Here is an 18,388-nt window from a genome sequence, read left to right as displayed (position 1 = left end):
AAGCGCGAACCGCAGCTTTGGAATGCACAAAAAATCGGCGTTGATTATTCGGCTTTTTCAGAAGGTGCTTCGGGATTGAACGGGCTGCGCATTCAAAAAGCGCTTTATTTACAAGTGCCTGCCTTCTACACAAAAGCAGGAAAAGCATGCTGTGCGTTCGTAATGGTACATCATATAGGCAGTTTTTCTTGCCAGATAAGCCGCGCTGTTTCTAACATCTTACGGCAAGCACTTCGCCCGCCGCTCTTTCTACGTCGCATCGAAGGAGGGCCTAAGGGGCGCAACAGGGTAACGCGACGGGTTTCTCGAATGAATATCACGTTTCTTCTGAACGGAGAGACAGTGGAGCTGGCGGATGTCAATCCAACGGCGACCCTGCTGGATTGGCTGCGCGAGGATCGCGGCCTGACTGGCACCAAAGAAGGCTGCAACGAAGGCGATTGCGGGGCCTGCACCGTTATGGTCACGGATGAAGACGGCCACAAGGCACTGAATTCCTGCATCCTGTTCCTGCCCCAATTGCATGGTAAAGCCGTCCGCACCGTCGAAGGCGCCAGGGGCCCGAGTGGCGAAGCCCACCCGGTGCAACAGGCGATGGTGGATCTGCACGGATCTCAGTGCGGGTTCTGCACACCCGGCTTTGTGATGTCGATGGTCGCCAGTCATGCAAATGGCGCAACAGATCACGACACCCAGCTTGCAGGGAACCTGTGCCGCTGCACTGGTTACGCCCCAATTATCCGCGCCGCCAAAACCGCCGAGGCTGAACCAACCCCAAAATGGATCAACGACGACCGGTCCTTCTCTTGTTCACAAATACCTCGGAGGGAGGCCGCAGGCCGGGGGGCAGAGCCCCCCTTCCTCCCCAACAGCGCTGACGAACTGGCGTCTCTGTTTGCCGAGCACCCTAGCGCCACTCTGGTTGCTGGCGCAACCGATGTAGGTCTTTGGGTCACCAAGCAGCTGCGTGATCTGGACCCGGTCATATTCCTCAACCGTTGTGATGACTTGAAAGAAATCAAGATCACCGATACCGAAGCCCGCTTCGGTGCAATGGTCGACATGAACCGCATGGGAGAGGCCCTGGCCGACCTTCACCCGTCCTACGCCGAGATGATCCGCCGCTATGCCAGCGTTCAGGTCCGCCATGCAGCGACCGTTGGGGGCAACATCGCCAATGGCTCTCCTATCGGAGACAACCCACCTGCCCTGATTGCTTTGGATGCAAAACTACATCTGCGCAAAGGGGATGCGCGCCGCTCGATCCAGTTGGAAGAGTTCTTCATTGACTATGGCAAGCAGGATCGTGCCCCGGGTGAATTCGTCGAAGCCGTCAGCTTCCCGCGTCAGCCTGACAGGCTGAAGGCATACAAGCTCAGCAAACGGTTCGATCAGGATATCTCGGCCGTTTGCGGCTGTTTCAATGTGACCGTTTCGGACGGCACCGTCACACAGGCGCGTATTGCGTTTGGCGGCATGGCCGGTATCCCGAAACGGGCAACCCATGTCGAGGCCGCGCTGATCGGCAAACCCTGGACACGCGAGACCGTTGCGGCCGCGCTGCCCGCTTTTGCCGAGGACTATTCACCACTCACGGACATGCGCGCCTCGGCAACTTATCGTCTGGAAACGGCCAAAGCGATGCTGGAACGCTATTTCCTCGAAGACCAGGGCGAGATCACCAATGTGCTGGAGGTGTCGGCATGAGCGTGACCAAACCCCTCCCCCACGACGCGGCACCGCTGCATGTGTCCGGCTCGGCGCGTTATGTGGACGACATCCCGACACCAAAAGGCACGCTGCATCTGGCATTTGGTATCAGCCCGATTGCCAAGGGTAAGATTACCGCGATGGATCTTTCAGATGTGAAGGCCGCCGAAGGTGTCGTGATGGTGATGACGGCCGAGGACCTGCCTTTCGCCAATGACGTCTCGCCCTCGATCCATGATGAACCATTGCTGTCGGACGGCACGGTTCACTATATCGGCCAGCCCGTATTTCTGGTCGTCGCCACCAGCCATCTGGCCGCGCGCAAGGCCGCACGTCTGGGCAAGATCGATTATGCCCAAGAAACCCCAATTCTGACGGTCGAAGAAGCGCTTGCCGCAGACAGCCGGTTCGAGGATGGCCCGCGTATTTACGCCAAGGGCGATGCGGATGCCGCCATTGCAGGCGCGGCACATGTGATCGAAGGCACGTTCGAACTGGGCGGACAGGAGCATTTCTACCTGGAAGGTCAGGCCGCCTTGGCAGAGCCAAATGAAGGCGCAGATATGCTGGTGCACAGCTCGACCCAGCATCCGACTGAAATTCAGCACAAGGTGGCGGACGCGTTGGGCGTTCCGATGCATGCTGTCCGGGTCGAAACCCGGCGCATGGGCGGCGGCTTTGGCGGCAAGGAAAGCCAAGGCAACGCGCTGGCCGTCGCTTGCGCCGTTGCCGCGCGTGCCACAGGCAAAGCCTGCAAGATGCGCTATGACCGCGACGATGACATGATCATCACCGGCAAGCGCCACGCGTTCCGCATTTCCTACAAGGCTGGGTTCGATGAGCATGGGCATATTCAGGGCGTTTCGTTCCTTCACTACGCCATCTGCGGTTGGGCGCAGGACCTGTCCCTGCCCGTCGCCGACCGCGCCATGTTGCATTCGGACAATGCTTATCTGCTGCCCAATGCGCGGATCGAAAGCCACCGGTTGAAAACGAACACCCAATCCGCCACCGCCTATCGCGGCTTTGGCGGACCGCAGGGGATGGTTGGGATCGAGCGCGTGATGGATCACGCCGCGCATGAACTGGGGCTGGACCCGGTCGAGCTGCGTCGTCGGAACTACTATGAACCTGTACATGCAGTTGCTGAAGTCGCGCCTCGGGAGAAACCTCTGGGCCACCCCGACCCGCATGAGGACCTGACCAGCCGCGGCGCGGTGGAAACCGGGAACGCGCCGGTGCGCGCCCTTCCTGCCGGTGGCAACACGACGCCCTACGGCATGGAGGTCAGCGATTTCGAATTGCACGGAATGACCGATGCACTGCTGAAATCCAGCGACTACGCCGCGCGAAAAGCCGCCATTGCGGAATGGAACGCAAAAAATAGCGTGATCAAGAAAGGCATTGCCTTCTCTCCGGTCAAGTTCGGGATTTCCTTCACGCTGACCCACCTCAATCAGGCAGGTGCGCTGGTGCATGTGTACCAAGACGGCTCGGTCCACCTGAACCATGGCGGCACGGAAATGGGACAGGGCCTGTTCCAGAAAGTCGCGCAAGTCGCCGCGTCGCGCTTCGGCATTCCGCTTGAGATGGTGAAAATCACCGCCACGGATACAGCCAAGGTGCCCAATACCTCAGCCACGGCGGCGTCCTCGGGCAGTGACCTGAACGGCATGGCAGTGAAAGCCGCTTGTGATACGATCCGCGACCGGATGGCAGACTATCTGGCGGAACGGCATCAGGCTGATCCATCGATGGTCAGTTTCTCCGATGGTCACGTTATGGTTGGGGAAGAGAAATACACATTCGCCGAAGCCGCAGCGTTGACCTATCAGGGCCGGATCAGCTTGTCGGCGACTGGATTCTATAAAACGCCCAAGATCGAATGGGACCGGATCGCAGGGCGGGGGCGCCCGTTCTTCTACTTCGCCTATGGCGCGTCGGTCTCCGAGGTCGCTGTGGATATGCTGACGGGCGAAAATCGCATTCTACGCACGGACATCCTGCATGACGCGGGCGCATCGCTGAACCCCGCATTGGATATCGGGCAGGTCGAAGGCGGTTACGTGCAAGGCGCAGGCTGGCTGACAACCGAGGAACTGGTCTGGGATGGCAAGGGCAACCTGCGCACACATGCGCCCTCGACCTACAAGATCCCTGCCTGCTCTGACCGGCCTGACATTTTCAATGTCGCGCTTTGGGATGGCGCGAACCGCGAAGACACGATCTATCGCTCGAAAGCGGTTGGCGAACCGCCCTTCATGTTGGGCATCTCAGCATGGCTGGCCCTGTCGAACGCGGTCGCGGCCTGTGGCGATACCTACCCCGCGCTCGACGCGCCTGCCACGGCCGAAGAAGTCTGGCGCGGTGTTCAAAGGATGAAGGGAGGCATCTGATGGGATTTGACCTGGAGGCTTTGAGGGAGGCGGTCGAAACCCATGGACGAGTGGTCCGGGTGGTTATTGCCGGGATCAAAGGATCGTCTCCGCGCGAGGTTGGCGCAGCCATGCTTGTCTGGAAGGACAGTCAAAGCGGCACCATCGGCGGAGGGACGCTGGAATATCAAGCAGCCAAGGCGGCGCGGGCACAGACCCAGGCTTCGCTCCTGACACATCACGCGCTTGGACCCGAGATGGGTCAATGTTGTGGTGGCGCGGTATCGTTGCTCAGCGAGGTCTATGACCGCGCGGCGCTGGAAACGCTGGATGAAACTCTCATCGCGCGCGCCACATCAGGCGAAGAGATGCCGCTGTCGGTCAAACGATTGCTGGCAACTGCGCGTGGTCAGGGGATCACACCTGAACCCCAGATGGTTGACGGCTGGATGATCGAGCCAGTGCACAAACCAAACCGGAACCTTTGGATTTGGGGTGCCGGTCATGTTGGACGGGCTTTGGTGGATGTTCTCTCACCGCTGCCCGACCTTGCGATCACCTGGATCGACACTGGCTTGGATCGGTTTCCCGACACGATTGCCGCCGGAGTTACCACGGTTCCAGTTACCAAACCGGCCGAACTGGTTCGACACGCACCGACCGATGCCGAGCATCTTGTGCTGACCTATTCACACAATTTGGACCTGGAGCTGTGCAACAGGCTGCTTTTACATGATTTCGGCTTTGCGGGACTGATCGGCTCGGCTACGAAATGGGCGCGATTCCGGTCGCGGCTGGCGGCCCTTGGGCATTCGCCCGAGCGGATCAGCCGGATCACCTGTCCAATTGGTGATCCGAACCTGGGCAAACACCCGCAGATGATCGCCGTCGGCGTTGCCGCGCAGCTGTTGCGCCCGGCCCGGCAGAACGAGTTGAAGAAGGACCTGAGCGCGTGACCACTCCACTTCTGAGCCTGCAAGGGCTGACCAAAGCCTATCCCGGTGTCGTGGCCAATGATCAGGTGTCTTTTGACATCGGCGAGGGTGAAGTTCACGCCCTGCTGGGGGAAAACGGCGCGGGCAAATCCACGCTGGTCAAGATGATCTACGGGCTGGTGAAGCCCGACAGCGGCACGATGCTGCTGCGAGGTCAGCCTTTTGCGCCGCCCGAGCCGCGCGCCGCGCGGGCGGACGGGATCGCGATGGTGTTCCAGCATTTCTCGTTGTTCGACGCTTTGAACGTGGCCGAGAATATTGCGTTGGGGATGGAGAACCCGCCACCGATGGGCGATCTGGCCTCGCGCATCCGCGAAGTGTCCGAGACCTACGGATTGCCTTTGGACCCATATCGCACGGTTGGCGATCTGTCGGCGGGTGAGCGGCAGCGGGTCGAGATCATCCGTTGCCTGTTGCAGGACCCCAAACTGTTGATCATGGACGAACCGACGAGCGTGCTGACCCCGCAAGAGGTCGAAATCCTGTTTGAAACGCTGAACAAGCTGCGATCCGAAGGGACGTCGATCCTGTACATCTCGCACAAGCTGGAAGAAATCCGCACGCTGTGTGATCACGCGACGATCCTGCGGCTGGGCAAGAATGTGGGCGAATGCGTGCCTGCTGAAACTTCCGCGCGGGACATGGCCGAGATGATGGTGGGATCAACCCTGCAAACGCCTGAACGGTCGGGGCGCGAATTTGGTGAAATTGCGCTGGATGTCAGTGGACTGTCCGTCCCGTCGCCCTCGGAATTCGGTACAGCGCTGAAGAACATCCACATGACTGTCCGCAAGGGTGAGGTTTTGGGCATCGGTGGCGTTGCCGGGAATGGGCAGGATGAATTGCTGGGCGTGTTGTCCGGTGAAATTCTGACCGCCGCGGATGCGATCAAGTTCAACGGCCAGCGGATCGGCAAGCTCGGCCCCACCGCGCGGCGCAAGCTGGGTGTGCTGACGGCCCCCGAAGAGCGGCTGGGTCATGCGGCAGCCCCGGATATGAGCCTGACGGAAAACGCCTTGCTGACCGGATCGGTGCGGGAAGGGCTGGAAAGCAACGGTTTCCTCAAGTGGGCCGAAACCAAGAGCTTTGCCGAAAAGATCATCAGCGCTTTTGACGTCCGCACGCCGGGTCCAGAGAATGCCGCCCGGTCTTTGTCTGGCGGGAACCTGCAGAAATTCGTGATCGGTCGTGAAGTGCTGCAAAACCCCGATGTTCTGGTTGTAAACCAGCCCACCTGGGGCGTGGATGCTGCTGCTGCGGCATCTATCCGGCAGGCCATTCTGGATCTGGCCGCCAAAGGGACTGCCGTGGTCTGCATCAGCCAGGATCTGGATGAGCTGATGGAAATCTCGGACAGCTTTGCGGCGTTGAATGAAGGACGGCTAAGCGCACCGCGCCCGACTACAGGACTAACCGTGGACGAGATCGGCCTGATGATGGGCGGCGCCCACGGAATGGAGGTGGCGCATGTGTGAACCGTGGCGTCGCCTTCGGCGAGAGTATTTTAAAAAAGATGAAGAACGCAGGGGGATGTGCAGGTGATTGTGTTGGAAAAACGGCCACAGCCGTCCAAGGCGTGGTCCTATGCGACCCCTCTGGTGGCGGTTCTGGCGACAATGGTGTTTGGAGGGGTGTTGTTTGCCATTCTGGGCAAGAACCCGATCGAAGCCATTGGCACCATTTTCTGGGAACCGCTGTTTGGCGAGTTTGCTTTCTACTATCGCCCACAATTGTTGGTCAAAGGCGCGCCACTGGTTTTGATTGCTATTGGCCTGTCTTTGGGCTTTCGGGCTGGTATCTGGAACATCGGGGCTGAAGGTCAGTACATCATGGGTGCCATCTTTGGTGCAGGTGCTGGACTGACCTTTTATCCTTTGGATGCGTTTTACATCTTCCCGATCATGGTGATCGCAGGCGCGTTCGGCGGCTGGCTTTGGGCGATGATACCGGCCTTTCTGAAGGTGCGTTTTGGCACCAATGAAATCCTGGTGTCGCTTATGCTGGTCTATGTGGCCGAGCAGATGCTAGCCTCGGTTTCGCTGGGTCTGCTGAAGAACCCAGAAGGTTTTGGCTTTCCCGGATCGCGCAACCTGCAGCAATATGACAGCGCGCATAATGCCGAGTTGATCGCCGGGTCTGGGATGCATTGGGGCGTGGTTACAGCACTGATTGCTGTGATCTTTGCCTATGTGCTGCTGAACCGGCACATGCTGGGTTTTCACATCCGTTTGACAGGTGAAGCGCCACGTGCGGCGAAATTTGCAGGCGTGAACCCGGCGCGGCTAATCCTGTTCTGTCTGGGCCTGTCCGGGGCACTGGCCGGGCTGGCAGGGATGTTCGAGGTCTCAGGGCCTTCGGGCGTGGTCAGCATAGACTTTAACGTTGGCTATGGCTTCACCGCGATCATCGTTGCCTTTCTGGGCCGCCTGCATCCGGTGGGCATCCTGCTGGCCGGAGGCCTGATGGCGCTGACTTATATTGGCGGGGAAATCGCGCAGTCTCAGCTGGGTCTGCCCGCTGCTGCGATCCAAGTCTTCCAGGGGATGCTTTTGTTCTTCCTTCTGGCTTTCGATCTTCTGACAAACTACCGCATCCGTGCGGCGCGTAGCGAGGTGGCATAATGGACCTTGGTGAAATCAATCCCGTCCTTCTGGTTGCCTCGCTGATGGTGGCCGCAACCCCCCTGCTGCTGGCCGCGATCGGAGAGCTGGTCGTTGAAAAAGCAGGCGTTCTGAACCTTGGCGTCGAAGGCATGATGATTGTGGGTGCGATCAGCGGCTTTGCAATCTCGGTCGAGACCGGGTCGCCCTGGTTGGGCTTTGTCGCGGCGGCCATTGGGGGGGCGGTGCTGTCACTGCTGTTTGTTTTGCTGACACAGGTGGCCTTGGCCAATCAGGTGGCAAGTGGTCTTGCCTTGACCCTGTTCGGGCTGGGATTCAGCGCGTTGATGGGGCAAAGCTATGTGGGTGTCAAACCCCCGAGCATGGGCGAAATCCATATCCCGGTGATCAGCGATATCCCGGTCATCGGCCCGATCCTGTTCCAGCATGACCCGATCCTTTATGTTGGTATCGCTTTGACCGCAGCGGTCTGGGCGACGCTGAAATACACCCGCGTCGGCCTGATCCTGCGCGCGGTTGGCGAAAACCACGATGCCGCACACGCGCTGGGCTACAAGGTCATCAAGATCCGCATCATGGCAATCCTGTTCGGCGGGGCCTGTGCGGGTCTGGGCGGTGCCTATATCAGCCTGATCCGCGTGCCGCAGTGGACCGAAGGCATGACAGCCGGTGTGGGCTGGATCGCTCTGGCCTTGGTGGTGTTTGCCAGCTGGAAACCGTGGCGCGCCTTGTTGGGTGCCTATTTGTTCGGCGGCATCACCGTGTTGCAGCTTAATTTGCAGGCAGCGGGCGTTGCCATTCCTGTCGAGTATCTGGCAATGTCGCCTTACATCATCACGATCCTTGTGCTTGTGATCCTTTCGGCCGACAAGAGCAGCGCACCTGCCTCACTGGGCCGGACCTTCCATGCCTCGAACTAGGGGCCAACTGAACCAACTTGGGGAGTAACACATGAAATTCACTACACTTCTGGCAAGTGCCGCCATGGCACTGGGCCTGGCCTCGGGGGCCATGGCCGAAGACAAAACCAAGGTCGGCTTCGTCTATGTCGGCCCCGTGGGTGACGGTGGCTGGACCTATGAGCACAACAAGGGCCGTCTGGCTGTCGAGGACCACTTTGGCGACAAGGTTGAAACCGTCTTTGTGGAGTCGGTTCCAGAAGGTCCGGACGCTGAGCGTGTGATGACCCAGATGGCGCTGGAAGGCGCTGACCTGATCTTCACCACCTCGTTCGGCTACATGGATCCAACCATCAACGTGGCCAAGAAATTCCCGGATGTTAAATTCGAGCACGCAACCGGCTATAAGACAGCAGACAACGTCTCGGTCTATTCAGCACGTTTCTACGAAGGTCGCGCCGTCCAGGGCCATATCGCGGGCAACATGACCAAGTCGAATATCATCGGCTATATCGGGTCCTACCCGATCCCCGAAGTTATCCGTGGCATCAACTCGGCCTATATCCACGCCAAGAAGGTGAACCCGGATGTCGAGTTCAAGATCGTTTGGGCCTACACTTGGTTTGATCCGGCAAAAGAGGCTGACGCCGCCACCGTTCTGATCGAACAGGGTGCAGACGTGATCCTGCAACACACCGACTCGACCGCGCCGCAGGCTGCTGCACAAGAGGCTGGCAATGTTGTCACCTTTGGTCAGGCGTCTGACATGAGCGAATACGCTCCGTTCCCGCGCGTCTCGTCGATCATCGATGATTGGGCTCCCTACTATATTGCCCGGACCCAAGCCGTCATGGATGGCACTTGGGAAAGCGCCAACACTTGGGATGGCATCCGCGAAGGCATGGTTGCAATTGGCGAGATTTCAGACGCCGTTCCGGCTGATGTGAAGGAAGAAGCCCTGGCACTGAAAGCCGCCATGGCTGCGGGCGAGTACCACCCCTTCACCGGTCCGCTGAAAAAGCAGGACGGCAGCGACTGGCTGGCTGAAGGCGAAGTGGCTGATGACGGCACGCTGGCCGGCATGAACTTCTATGTCGAAGGGCTGGAAGGCGAAATCCCGCAGTAAGTTGCTCGGAAAGTACCATGAAAAGGTCCGCAGGTTTTCTGCGGGCCTTTTCGTTTGCCTCGAAGAACCGGCGCCTGGAGATTCAGAGGTTCTGCTCTGCAACGTGATGCAGGCTGAGGCCCTCAATTTCGCAAGGTGGTGCTTCATTTGTCACCATGGTGTCGATCCTGTCGAAACCCGCGACCTGAAACTTCGGCGATCTGTTCCACTTGCCCACGTCAGCCACCAACAGCGCTTGACGGGATTGCTGCAGGATCATGCGACTGACATCCGCGTCAATGGCCTTGTAGTCCAGCAGCCCATGGTTCGGTGACAAGCCACCTGCCCCGATTACACCAAAATCTGCGCGGAACCTTTGGTAATCCAGCAATGTTTGCCCGCCAACCACATCGCGATCTTCAGGCCGCAGGACACCTGCAGTGAAATGGACCTCGGCCGTGACCGAACCGCAAAAGATGGTTGCGACTTCAAGGTTGTTGGTGACAACAGTCAGATCGGAATGCTCCAGCAAGGCCTCGGCCACGTATTGCACGGTGGTTCCGATGCCCAGCATCACCGTTGCCCCCTGCGGGATCAATTGAGCGGCGGCCTGACCGATGGCGCGCTTGGCCCCTTCGTTCATAACTCGGCGCGATCTGAAGTTCAGATTGACCGGATTGCTGGGGGCCACCACCCCGCCATGTACCCGACGCGCAAGACCCTCGTCGCACAGCGCATTGATGTCGCGTCGAATGGTCTGTGTGGCCACGTCGAATTGCCGGGACAAGTCCGTAATCGATTGCAGACCCGACTGACGGATCAGATCCAGGATCGTCCTTTGCCTGTCGTTCAAGTCCAAGACCCCGCCCCTTTCAGATGTTTGGTGCGATCCAATCCGGGTACAACCCGCTGTCATCAATGTATTTTTGCACGCGTTGGCCGGCAAAAAGGCCGTGATTGGTGATCAGAACTGATCTCCAGCCATGCGATTGCGCCCCCAGAATGTCGGTATGCAACGTATCCCCGACCATGACAATACGACGCAGGTCGACCGCGCCCGACCTGCGTTCGACCTCATGATACACGGATGCAAAGGGTTTGCCGTGAAACTGCGGCTTCAGCCCAAGCCGGGATTGCAAGTCATGTGCGTAAAATCCGGGCTCGCGCGTCAGGCAGGTTTCACGCGGCGCAACCAGATCCGGGTTCGCCACAACAACGGGCCGGGGGTTGCGGGCCAGACTGTCGAGCAACAGCGCCTGACGATCGCTGTTCCAATCCAGCGTGCTCAGAAACAGGATGCCGCCCGCCCGATCGTAGACTTCAATATCGTCCAGCAGTTGAAATGTGGGCACATCGACCTCATCCCCGGCCCAATCAGCAGGGGCGGCAACACCCCAACTCTGACCGCTTGGCAGATGCGGTAAATGTCGCTCGCACACCATTCTGCTGGAAACGATCTCTTCCAACGTAATATCAAAGCCCAGATCCCGGAAAACTTCGCGCGCTTGGGTGGCCGCGTAACTGGCAGCATTGGTCAGCACAAACACTGATTTACCAGCCGCGCGCAGGTCAGAGACGCGCCGGGCCGCACCCGGTATCGGGATCGTTCCCGTATTGAGCACACCATACGCATCAAAGACGAACACGTCGGCGTGATCTGCAATTTCCCCCAGATCGGGGATATGTTGCAACGCGCCCGTTTGGCTTGGCGCTGCGGGCAGGCGATCGCGAATGTCTTCGTACCAGCGAAACGCCATATCCGGCGTGACGGCACGCGAGATGTCGTCCCATATGGGTCCCGATGGCTCTATATTTGGGATCGATGACCGCGTGCTTGTGTCAGCGCTCATGTATTCAAACGACGCCCAGAGGCCGCATCAAATAGATGCAGATCTGACAAAGCCGCCCCAAGTTCCAGTTCACTGCCAGGTTCAGGCATGTGAACACCCTGAAGACGAACACCCAGAGGCGAAGGCGTGCCGTTGGTAGACACTTCGCCATGCACGATCGTGTCCGCGCCAAGCTGTTCGACAAAACCGGTTGTGAGCTTCACGTGCATCGCATGGCCGTGCCCACGGTGAAGATGTTCCGGGCGAATGCCAACATTCACCGATGTGCCTGCCGGTGCCTGAATGGGCGCGTCGGACGCAATCATTTGCTCTCCGATCTGCAAAGAATGCCCATCAGACCCAACCGTTGCGTCGATGAAGTTCATCGCCGGTGTGCCGATAAACTCTGCGACAAAGCGCGTTGCAGGGCGCAGATACAGGTCCATCGGTGTGCCGATTTGTTCGATCTGACCCTCGCTCATGATCACGATGCGGTCTGCCAGCGACATCGCTTCGACCTGATCGTGGGTCACATAGATAAAGGTGCCGTTCAGCCGGGCATGGAGGGCTTTCAGCTCGGCCCGCAATTGGGTACGCAGCTTGGCGTCGAGGTTAGACAGCGGTTCATCGAACAAGAACACTTTCGGTTTGCGTACGATGGCACGCCCCATGGCAACGCGCTGGCGTTGCCCGCCCGAAAGCTGGCGCGGTTTGCGATCCAGATAATCCGACAGGCGCAACGTACGCGATGCCTCGGCAATGCGCTCGGCAATCTCGTCTTTCGGCAGACCTTCGTTTTTCAGGCCATATTCCATATTCGCGCGCACGGTCATGTGCGGGTAAAGCGCATAGTTCTGGAACACCATTGCAATGTCCCGATCTCCGGGTTCCAGATCATTCACACGGCGACCATCAATATCCAGATCACCCGTCGTGATGGTTTCAAGTCCTGCAATCATCCGCAGGATAGTCGACTTGCCACAGCCCGATGGGCCGACCAGTACGATGAACTCACCATCCTGGATCTCGACATTGACGTCGCGCACAGCCGACACGCCGCCGGGATAGGTTTTGCCCAGGGATCTGATGCTCAGATTGGCCATATTATTTCTCGCTTTCCACAAGCCCTTTGACAAAGAGCTTTTGCATTGCAATCACAACCAGAACCGGCGGGATCATCGCCAGAACGGCCGTACCCATGATCAGATGCCAGACCGGCAGGCTTTCACCCGAATTCACCATGCGCTGAATGCCCATAACGATGGTGTAGAGCCCTTCGTCCGTGGTCACCAAAAGCGGCCACAGGTATTGGTTCCAGCCAAAGATGAAAAGGATAATGAACAGCGCCGCGATGTTTGTGCGGCTCAGCGGCAGCAGGATGTCCCAGAAAAAGCGCAATGGTCCGGCGCGATCAATCCGCGCGGCCTCGATCAGCTCATCAGGGATGGTCAGAAAGAACTGACGGAACAGAAGCGTTGCTGTAGCCGAGGCAATCAACGGCACGATCAGCCCTGCATAGCTGTTGAGCAGCCCCATTTTGGTGACCACATCAAAAGTGGGCAGAATGCGCACCTCGACCGGCAGCATCAGGGTGATGAAGATCATCCAGAAAAAGACCATGCGGAACGGAAACTTGAAATAAACCACAGCATAGGCCGAGATGATCGAGATGGCGATTTTGCCGAAGGTGATCCCAAACGCCATAATCGCACTGTTCAGCATCATGCGGCCCAGCGGTACTCCGCCCGCTTCGGGCAGGCCCTGGCTAATCAACAGGGAATAGTTCTGCCAGCCCTGATCGCCAAACCACATCGGGATGGGGGACGAGGACAGCGCACCTGCACTGTGTGTTGATGCCACCAGCGCCATCCAGACCGGAAAGCACAGGAACAGAACACCGGTGATCAGCGCAGCATGGGTCAAGAAGGTCAGGAAGGGGCGATTTTCGACCATCAGTAGTTCACCTTACGCTCGATATAGCGGAATTGGATGAAGGTCATGCCAACCACCAGTGCCATCAGAATAACCGACTGAGCAGCTGAACTGCCGTAATCCTGACCGACGAAGCCGGTGGAATAAACGCGATAGACAAGGATCGAGGTCGCATCGACCGGGCCGCCTTCTGTTGTCGCGTGGATCAGGGCAAAGGTGTCAAAGAAGGCATAGACAAGGTTGACCACAAGCAGAAAGAATGTGGTGGGCGTCAGCAGCGGGAACACAATCGTCCAGAACCGCCGCGCCGGGCTGGCACGGTCAATGGCAGCAGCCTCGATCAGCGATTTCGGGATGCTTTGCAAACCGGCCAAGAAGAACAGGAAGTTATAGCTGATCTGCTTCCACGCCGCCGCGACAATCACCAGCAACAGCGCCTGATCACCATTCACATAATGGTTCCAGTTCACCCCCAAGCCTTTCAGCCAATAGGCGACAATGCCAAGGCTTGGGTTCATCAGAAAATACCAGATCACCCCGGCCAAAGCGGGCGCGACTGCATAGGGCCAGATAAGCAGGGTACGATACGCGGTCGCGGCGCGGATCACACGGTTGGCCGCAACGGCCAAACCCAGCGAGATGCTCATGGCGAGGGCGGCAACCGAAACGCTGAAAATCAGCGTGGTTTTGAATGATCTGAGATAACCGGGGTCGGCAAACAGTTCTGCATAATTCTGCATTCCAACCCAGTTGCGGGAAAACCCAAACGCGTCTTCAACAAAGAAAGAGCTTTCTAAAGCCTGATAGGATGGCCAGAAAAAGAAGATCAGCGTGATGGCGATCTGTGGTGCCACCAGAAGGTAAGGCAGCAGCTTGGATCGGAAGACGACGCGTTTCTGCATGTCGGATCTCAGTAGTCAGTAGGATCGAGAGGATCGAGAACGCGGCCCCCTCAAACCAAAGGGGACCGCGCCATGAGGGGGTATTTTAGCTGTTTGCGTCCTGGAATTTACGCAACAGGGCGTTACCACGTTCAACAGCGTCATCCATTGCGGTCTGAGCGTCTTTTTCACCCGACCAGACAGCTTCCAGCTCTTCGTTGATCACGTCGCGGATCTGAACGAAGTTGCCAAAGCGCAGACCTTTCGAAGCCGGTGTGGGCTCGTTCAGGCTCAGCTGTTTGATGGCGGTATCGGTGCCCGGATCGGTCTCATAGAAACCCTGTTCCTTTGACAGCTCATACGCAGCTGTGGTGATGGGAACGTAACCCGTGGTCTGATGCCAATTGGCTTGCTGCTCAGGCTCTGACAGGAACTGGAAGAACTCGGCCGCGCACTTGTATTCGGGCTGTTCGTGTCCGTTCAGAACCCAAAGGGTCGCGCCACCGATGATCGAGTTTTGCGGGGCATCAGCCAGAGCGGAATCCAACGGCAACATGGTTTGACCGAACTCGAAATCCTTGATGTCGTTCTTGAAGCCGCCATAGTAAGCCGACGAGTTGATCCAAAGCGCGGTTTCACCGTTCACGAACTGACCGCGGCTGTCACCCCGACGACCGCCATAGACAAACAGCCCCTCTTTGCCCATGTCGGCGATACGTTGGATATGGTTTACAACCGCGTCGTTGTTGAAGGTGAATTCGGTCGACAGGCCGGCAAAGCCATTTTCTTCTGAGCCAAAGTCAATGTTATGCCAAGCCGAATAGTTTTCGAGGTTCGACCACGACTGCCAGCCGAAAGAAAACGGCTTTTCAACACCGTTGGCCTTTAGTGCGCGCGCCACCTCTTCCACTTCATCCCATGTCGTCGGAACGGCAACACCCGCCGCGTCCAGAGCGGTCTTGTTGTACCACAGAACCGGGGTCGACGAGTTGAAAGGCAGCGACAGCAGGTTGCCGTCGGTGTCCGTGTAATATGAAATCACAGCCGGCAGATATTTCGACTGATCGAATTCGATGCCCGCGTCTTCCATCAGCTTGTAGACAGGATAGATCGCACCCTTGTCGCCTGCGGCCATCATGGTTGCAGTGCCAACTTCAAAAACCTGAACGATATGCGGCTGCTCGTTGGCGCGGAAGGCGGCGATGGCGGCGGTCATGTTCTCGGTGTAGTTGCCTTTGTAAGTCGAGTTGATCACACAGCTGTCCGACTGTGCGTTGAAATCATCGGCAAACTTGTCGGTGATTTCGCCCAACTGGCCGCCCATGGCGTGCCAGAACTGAACTTCTGCCTTATCGGCGGCAAAGGCGGTAGGCGCAGCGAAAATCGCAGCGGTCGCAGCAGCGTATTTCGTCGTTGTTTTCATTGGATCCTCCAGGCTGGGTCACAAAGCAATGTTGGGGCAGGTCGTGTCAAGATTGACGCCTGACCGCCCTGTAAAGCGATTCTGTAACGTTCACATGAAGTACCACAGTGTTCAAATGAACCAAAACGAAGATTTTCTTCTGACCTTGACGGAAAATACCAAGAGTTCTGTTTCAATTGAACACACAGCGCCCATTTCCGCGAAATAGACCTTTTTGATCACTGGGTGCTGAGCGCAGTTGCATTTGCGTCCGTTTCCAGTGTGTCTTAGGCCAAGGCAACTGAACCTAAAGGCAGAGTCTTGGCGTCCGAGCTGTTTCGGAACACATAATTCACATTTCGATGAAGATTTTACGACTGAAGATCTGTCTTGTGATGTTTTGCAACCGGTTGCGGGAATTGGTCGATAATGCATAATGAACTTACAATGACAATCGCCTCAATGCCCCTTCCCTTTTGCCCTTGGAGCCACCCTTGAGCGTGACACTCAAAGACGTCGCTGCCCTTGCCGGTGTTTCGCGATCTGCTGTCTCTCGCACCTTCACCGAAGGCGCTTCGGTTTCGGCAAAAACACGCAGCAAAGTCGAAAAAGCGGCGCGCGAATTGGGTTACAGCCCCAACGCACTTGCTTCGTCTTTGACGACGGGGCGGACAAAGCTGATCGGCTTGATTTCGAACAACTTCCACAACCCCATTTTCCTTGAGGTCTTCGATCAATTCACACGCGCCTTGCAGGAACGCGGCCTGCGCCCATTGATCGTGAACCTAACGGATGAGACCGAGCCCGCCAATTCCGTCCGCATGTTGCGGCAATACTCGGTGGATGCTGCCATCGTGGCGTCGTCAACGCTGCCGCCGAGCTTTGCCAAAGCTTTTCACGACGCGGGCGTGCCCGTGGTGCATACATTTGGACGTTCGGCCACTTCACCCGAAGTGCATGTCGTCGGCATCGACAACGTGGAATGCGGGCGTATGGCCGCCCGTGAACTTTTGGCACGCGGGTACACACGCGTCGGCTATCTGGGCGGGCCCAAAGACGCGACCTCGGCCCTGGATCGACATCGCGGCTTTATGGAAGAGATGGCTGAGCACCCGGAGATTGAAGTAAACCATTGTTTTGCTGGGGCTTACTCTTTCGAGGCAGGGCGGGTCGAGATGCTGGGCCTTTTGACCAACAACCCAGCCCAGGCTTATTTCTGCGGTGACGACATCCTGTCGATTGGCGCACTTTCAGCGCTGAAGGATCACGGTTTGCAGCCGGGCAAAGATGTTGGAATCATTGGGTTGAACGACATGGAAATGTCGCGCTGGGAAAGCATCGACCTGACGACGATCCACCAGCCGATCAAGCAGATCATTACCTCATCCGTCGATCTAGTTGTCGAGATGTTGAAAGAGCCCCAGCGCTATCCCGAGGCCCGTATTTTCCCCTGCCGGGTGATTGAGCGGGGCACGTTGCGGCCCCGCCCCTGATCAGCGAAACATTGGCGGGCGGGCATCCTGCCACGCACCATCCGCTTTGCCCGAAGCAACAGCCGCATGGACAGCGGCGATGGAGCGGACCCCATCAGCCGCCCCCGGCAGCCCATCCCGGCTTTCACCACGAATTGCATCGGCCAGATCGCAATAGATATTGGCAACAGCCAGCGGGAACCCTTCGGGGTGCGCGATTGCGACCCGAGACAAGCGCTGAACCTCGTCGTGAAGTCCGCCCTCACCCTTTTCGATGATCTGAGTGCGCCCACCCACCGGGGTATAGATTAACTGGTTGGGTTGCTCGGACGCCCAGCGTAACCCGCCGGTTTCGCCAAAGACCTGAATGTCAAAGCCGTGTTGCCGCCCGATTGCCACCGATGACGTCCAAAGGCGTCCAACCGTGCCGCCCTCCATCCGGAAGTTGATCATTGCATCGTCTTCCAGTTCACGGCTCGCGATGGTCGAAGCCATATCGGCGGAAAGGGTCTTCACCTCGTCATCGCAGATAAAGCTGGCCATATGCAGCGCGTGGATACCGCAATCTGCGAACTGCCCCGAGACACCTGCCATCGCAGGATCATAGCGCCAGCGTACACGCGGGTTGTCTGCGTCGGTCGCATCGCCATGGTGGCCATGGCTGAAGTTCGTCACAACCAACCGCACCTTGCCGATGTCGCCTGCACGCACCATCGCACGCGCCTGACGCACCATCGGGTAAGCGGAATAGCAATAGTTCACCGCGCAGATCTTGCCCGAAGCTTCAGCGACGCGGACGATCTCTTCGCCCTCTTCAACCGTCATGGTCATCGGCTTTTCGCACAACACGTTAAAGCCCGCCTCAAGATACGCCTTGGCGATCTCGAAATGAGTCGAGTTTGGCGTGGCGATGGTCACCAGATCAATTCGATCATCCCGGTCTTTCTCGCCCGCCAGCATCTCTTGCCAGTTGCCATATGCACGGTCGGCAGCAACACCCAGTCGTTGCGCGTATTCGCGGCCCGCTTCGGGCCGGTGGTCCAGCGCGCCAGCAGCAAACTCAAACAGCCCGTCAGCCTGCGCGCCCAATCGATGGGCAGGCCCAATCTGGCTGCCTTCACCGCCTCCGATCATGCCCCATCTCAACTTAGCCATGGTCATCGTCTC

General features: G+C 58.0%; 15 protein-coding genes. 8 read left to right on the top strand and 7 right to left on the bottom strand.

What is annotated here, in order from left to right:
* The first annotated feature begins 309 nt into the window (after nucleotides 1-309).
* From xdhA to GS646_RS02465, 7 genes are all read left to right on the top strand, one after another.
* Nucleotides 310-1,707 carry a xanthine dehydrogenase small subunit gene (gene xdhA, locus GS646_RS02495; RefSeq protein WP_171184169.1) on the top strand — a complete coding sequence of 466 codons (1,398 nt, stop codon included), beginning with the start codon at nucleotides 310-312 and terminating at the stop codon, nucleotides 1,705-1,707.
* Nucleotides 1,704-4,106, top strand: coding sequence for a xanthine dehydrogenase molybdopterin binding subunit (xdhB, locus tag GS646_RS02490; RefSeq protein WP_171647328.1), 2,403 nt, complete (start codon nucleotides 1,704-1,706; stop codon nucleotides 4,104-4,106). The genes xdhA and xdhB overlap by 4 nt, the downstream gene beginning before the upstream one ends.
* Nucleotides 4,106-5,041 (top strand): xanthine dehydrogenase accessory protein XdhC, encoded by a 936-nt coding sequence (gene xdhC / locus GS646_RS02485; protein ID WP_171184165.1) that lies wholly within the window; start codon nucleotides 4,106-4,108, stop codon nucleotides 5,039-5,041. Before xdhB ends, xdhC begins: the two co-directional genes overlap by 1 nt.
* Nucleotides 5,038-6,555: an ATP-binding cassette domain-containing protein gene (locus GS646_RS02480; protein ID WP_171647330.1), complete on the top strand. Its 1,518-nt coding sequence runs from the start codon at nucleotides 5,038-5,040 to the stop codon at nucleotides 6,553-6,555. The genes xdhC and GS646_RS02480 overlap by 4 nt, the downstream gene beginning before the upstream one ends.
* Nucleotides 6,556-6,618: 63 nt before the next feature.
* Nucleotides 6,619-7,701: an ABC transporter permease gene (locus GS646_RS02475; protein WP_171184161.1), complete on the top strand. Its 1,083-nt coding sequence runs from the start codon at nucleotides 6,619-6,621 to the stop codon at nucleotides 7,699-7,701.
* Nucleotides 7,701-8,621: an ABC transporter permease gene (locus GS646_RS02470; protein WP_171647332.1), complete on the top strand. Its 921-nt coding sequence runs from the start codon at nucleotides 7,701-7,703 to the stop codon at nucleotides 8,619-8,621. The genes GS646_RS02475 and GS646_RS02470 overlap by 1 nt, the downstream gene beginning before the upstream one ends.
* 31 nt (nucleotides 8,622-8,652) lie before the next feature.
* Nucleotides 8,653-9,726 (top strand): BMP family ABC transporter substrate-binding protein, encoded by a 1,074-nt coding sequence (locus GS646_RS02465; protein WP_171184156.1) that lies wholly within the window; start codon nucleotides 8,653-8,655, stop codon nucleotides 9,724-9,726.
* Nucleotides 9,727-9,808: 82 nt separating this feature from the next.
* On the opposite strand, the gene GS646_RS02460 is transcribed toward GS646_RS02465, so the two are convergent.
* From GS646_RS02460 to ugpB, 6 genes are all read right to left on the bottom strand, one after another.
* Nucleotides 9,809-10,564, bottom strand: a complete 756-nt coding sequence (locus tag GS646_RS02460; protein WP_171184154.1) for a DeoR/GlpR family DNA-binding transcription regulator — start codon at nucleotides 10,562-10,564, stop codon at nucleotides 9,809-9,811.
* Nucleotides 10,565-10,577: 13 nt separating this feature from the next.
* Nucleotides 10,578-11,555 carry an HAD-IIA family hydrolase gene (locus tag GS646_RS02455; RefSeq protein WP_171184152.1) on the bottom strand — a complete coding sequence of 326 codons (978 nt, stop codon included), beginning with the start codon at nucleotides 11,553-11,555 and terminating at the stop codon, nucleotides 10,578-10,580.
* Nucleotides 11,552-12,637, bottom strand: a complete 1,086-nt coding sequence (locus GS646_RS02450) for an ABC transporter ATP-binding protein (protein WP_171184150.1) — start codon at nucleotides 12,635-12,637, stop codon at nucleotides 11,552-11,554. Before GS646_RS02450 ends, GS646_RS02455 begins: the two co-directional genes overlap by 4 nt.
* Nucleotide 12,638: 1 nt before the next feature.
* Nucleotides 12,639-13,487 (bottom strand): sn-glycerol-3-phosphate ABC transporter permease UgpE, encoded by an 849-nt coding sequence (ugpE, locus tag GS646_RS02445; protein WP_171184148.1) that lies wholly within the window; start codon nucleotides 13,485-13,487, stop codon nucleotides 12,639-12,641.
* Complete coding sequence (gene ugpA, locus GS646_RS02440) at nucleotides 13,487-14,368, bottom strand: sn-glycerol-3-phosphate ABC transporter permease UgpA (protein WP_171093456.1); 882 nt, start codon at nucleotides 14,366-14,368, stop codon at nucleotides 13,487-13,489. The genes ugpE and ugpA overlap by 1 nt, the downstream gene beginning before the upstream one ends.
* A gap of 85 nt (nucleotides 14,369-14,453) precedes the next feature.
* Nucleotides 14,454-15,770 (bottom strand): sn-glycerol-3-phosphate ABC transporter substrate-binding protein UgpB, encoded by a 1,317-nt coding sequence (gene ugpB / locus GS646_RS02435; RefSeq protein WP_171184146.1) that lies wholly within the window; start codon nucleotides 15,768-15,770, stop codon nucleotides 14,454-14,456.
* 473 nt (nucleotides 15,771-16,243) lie between these two features.
* On the opposite strand from ugpB, the gene GS646_RS02430 reads away from it, so the two are divergent.
* On the top strand, nucleotides 16,244-17,242 hold the full coding sequence (locus GS646_RS02430) for a LacI family DNA-binding transcriptional regulator (protein WP_171184144.1): 999 nt from the start codon (nucleotides 16,244-16,246) through the stop codon (nucleotides 17,240-17,242).
* Here the strand turns inward: GS646_RS02430 and GS646_RS02425 are convergent, their stop codons facing one another.
* Nucleotides 17,243-18,376: a Gfo/Idh/MocA family protein gene (locus GS646_RS02425; RefSeq protein WP_171184142.1), complete on the bottom strand. Its 1,134-nt coding sequence runs from the start codon at nucleotides 18,374-18,376 to the stop codon at nucleotides 17,243-17,245. It lies immediately after the preceding gene.
* Nucleotides 18,377-18,388 lie beyond the last annotated feature (12 nt).

Origin of the sequence: Ruegeria sp. HKCCD4315, from assembly GCF_013112245.1 — a bacterium.
Taxonomy (GTDB): Bacteria; Pseudomonadota; Alphaproteobacteria; order Rhodobacterales; family Rhodobacteraceae; genus Ruegeria.
Note: the sequence above shows the minus strand (reverse complement) of the source record. Positions and strands in the feature narration are given on the sequence as shown.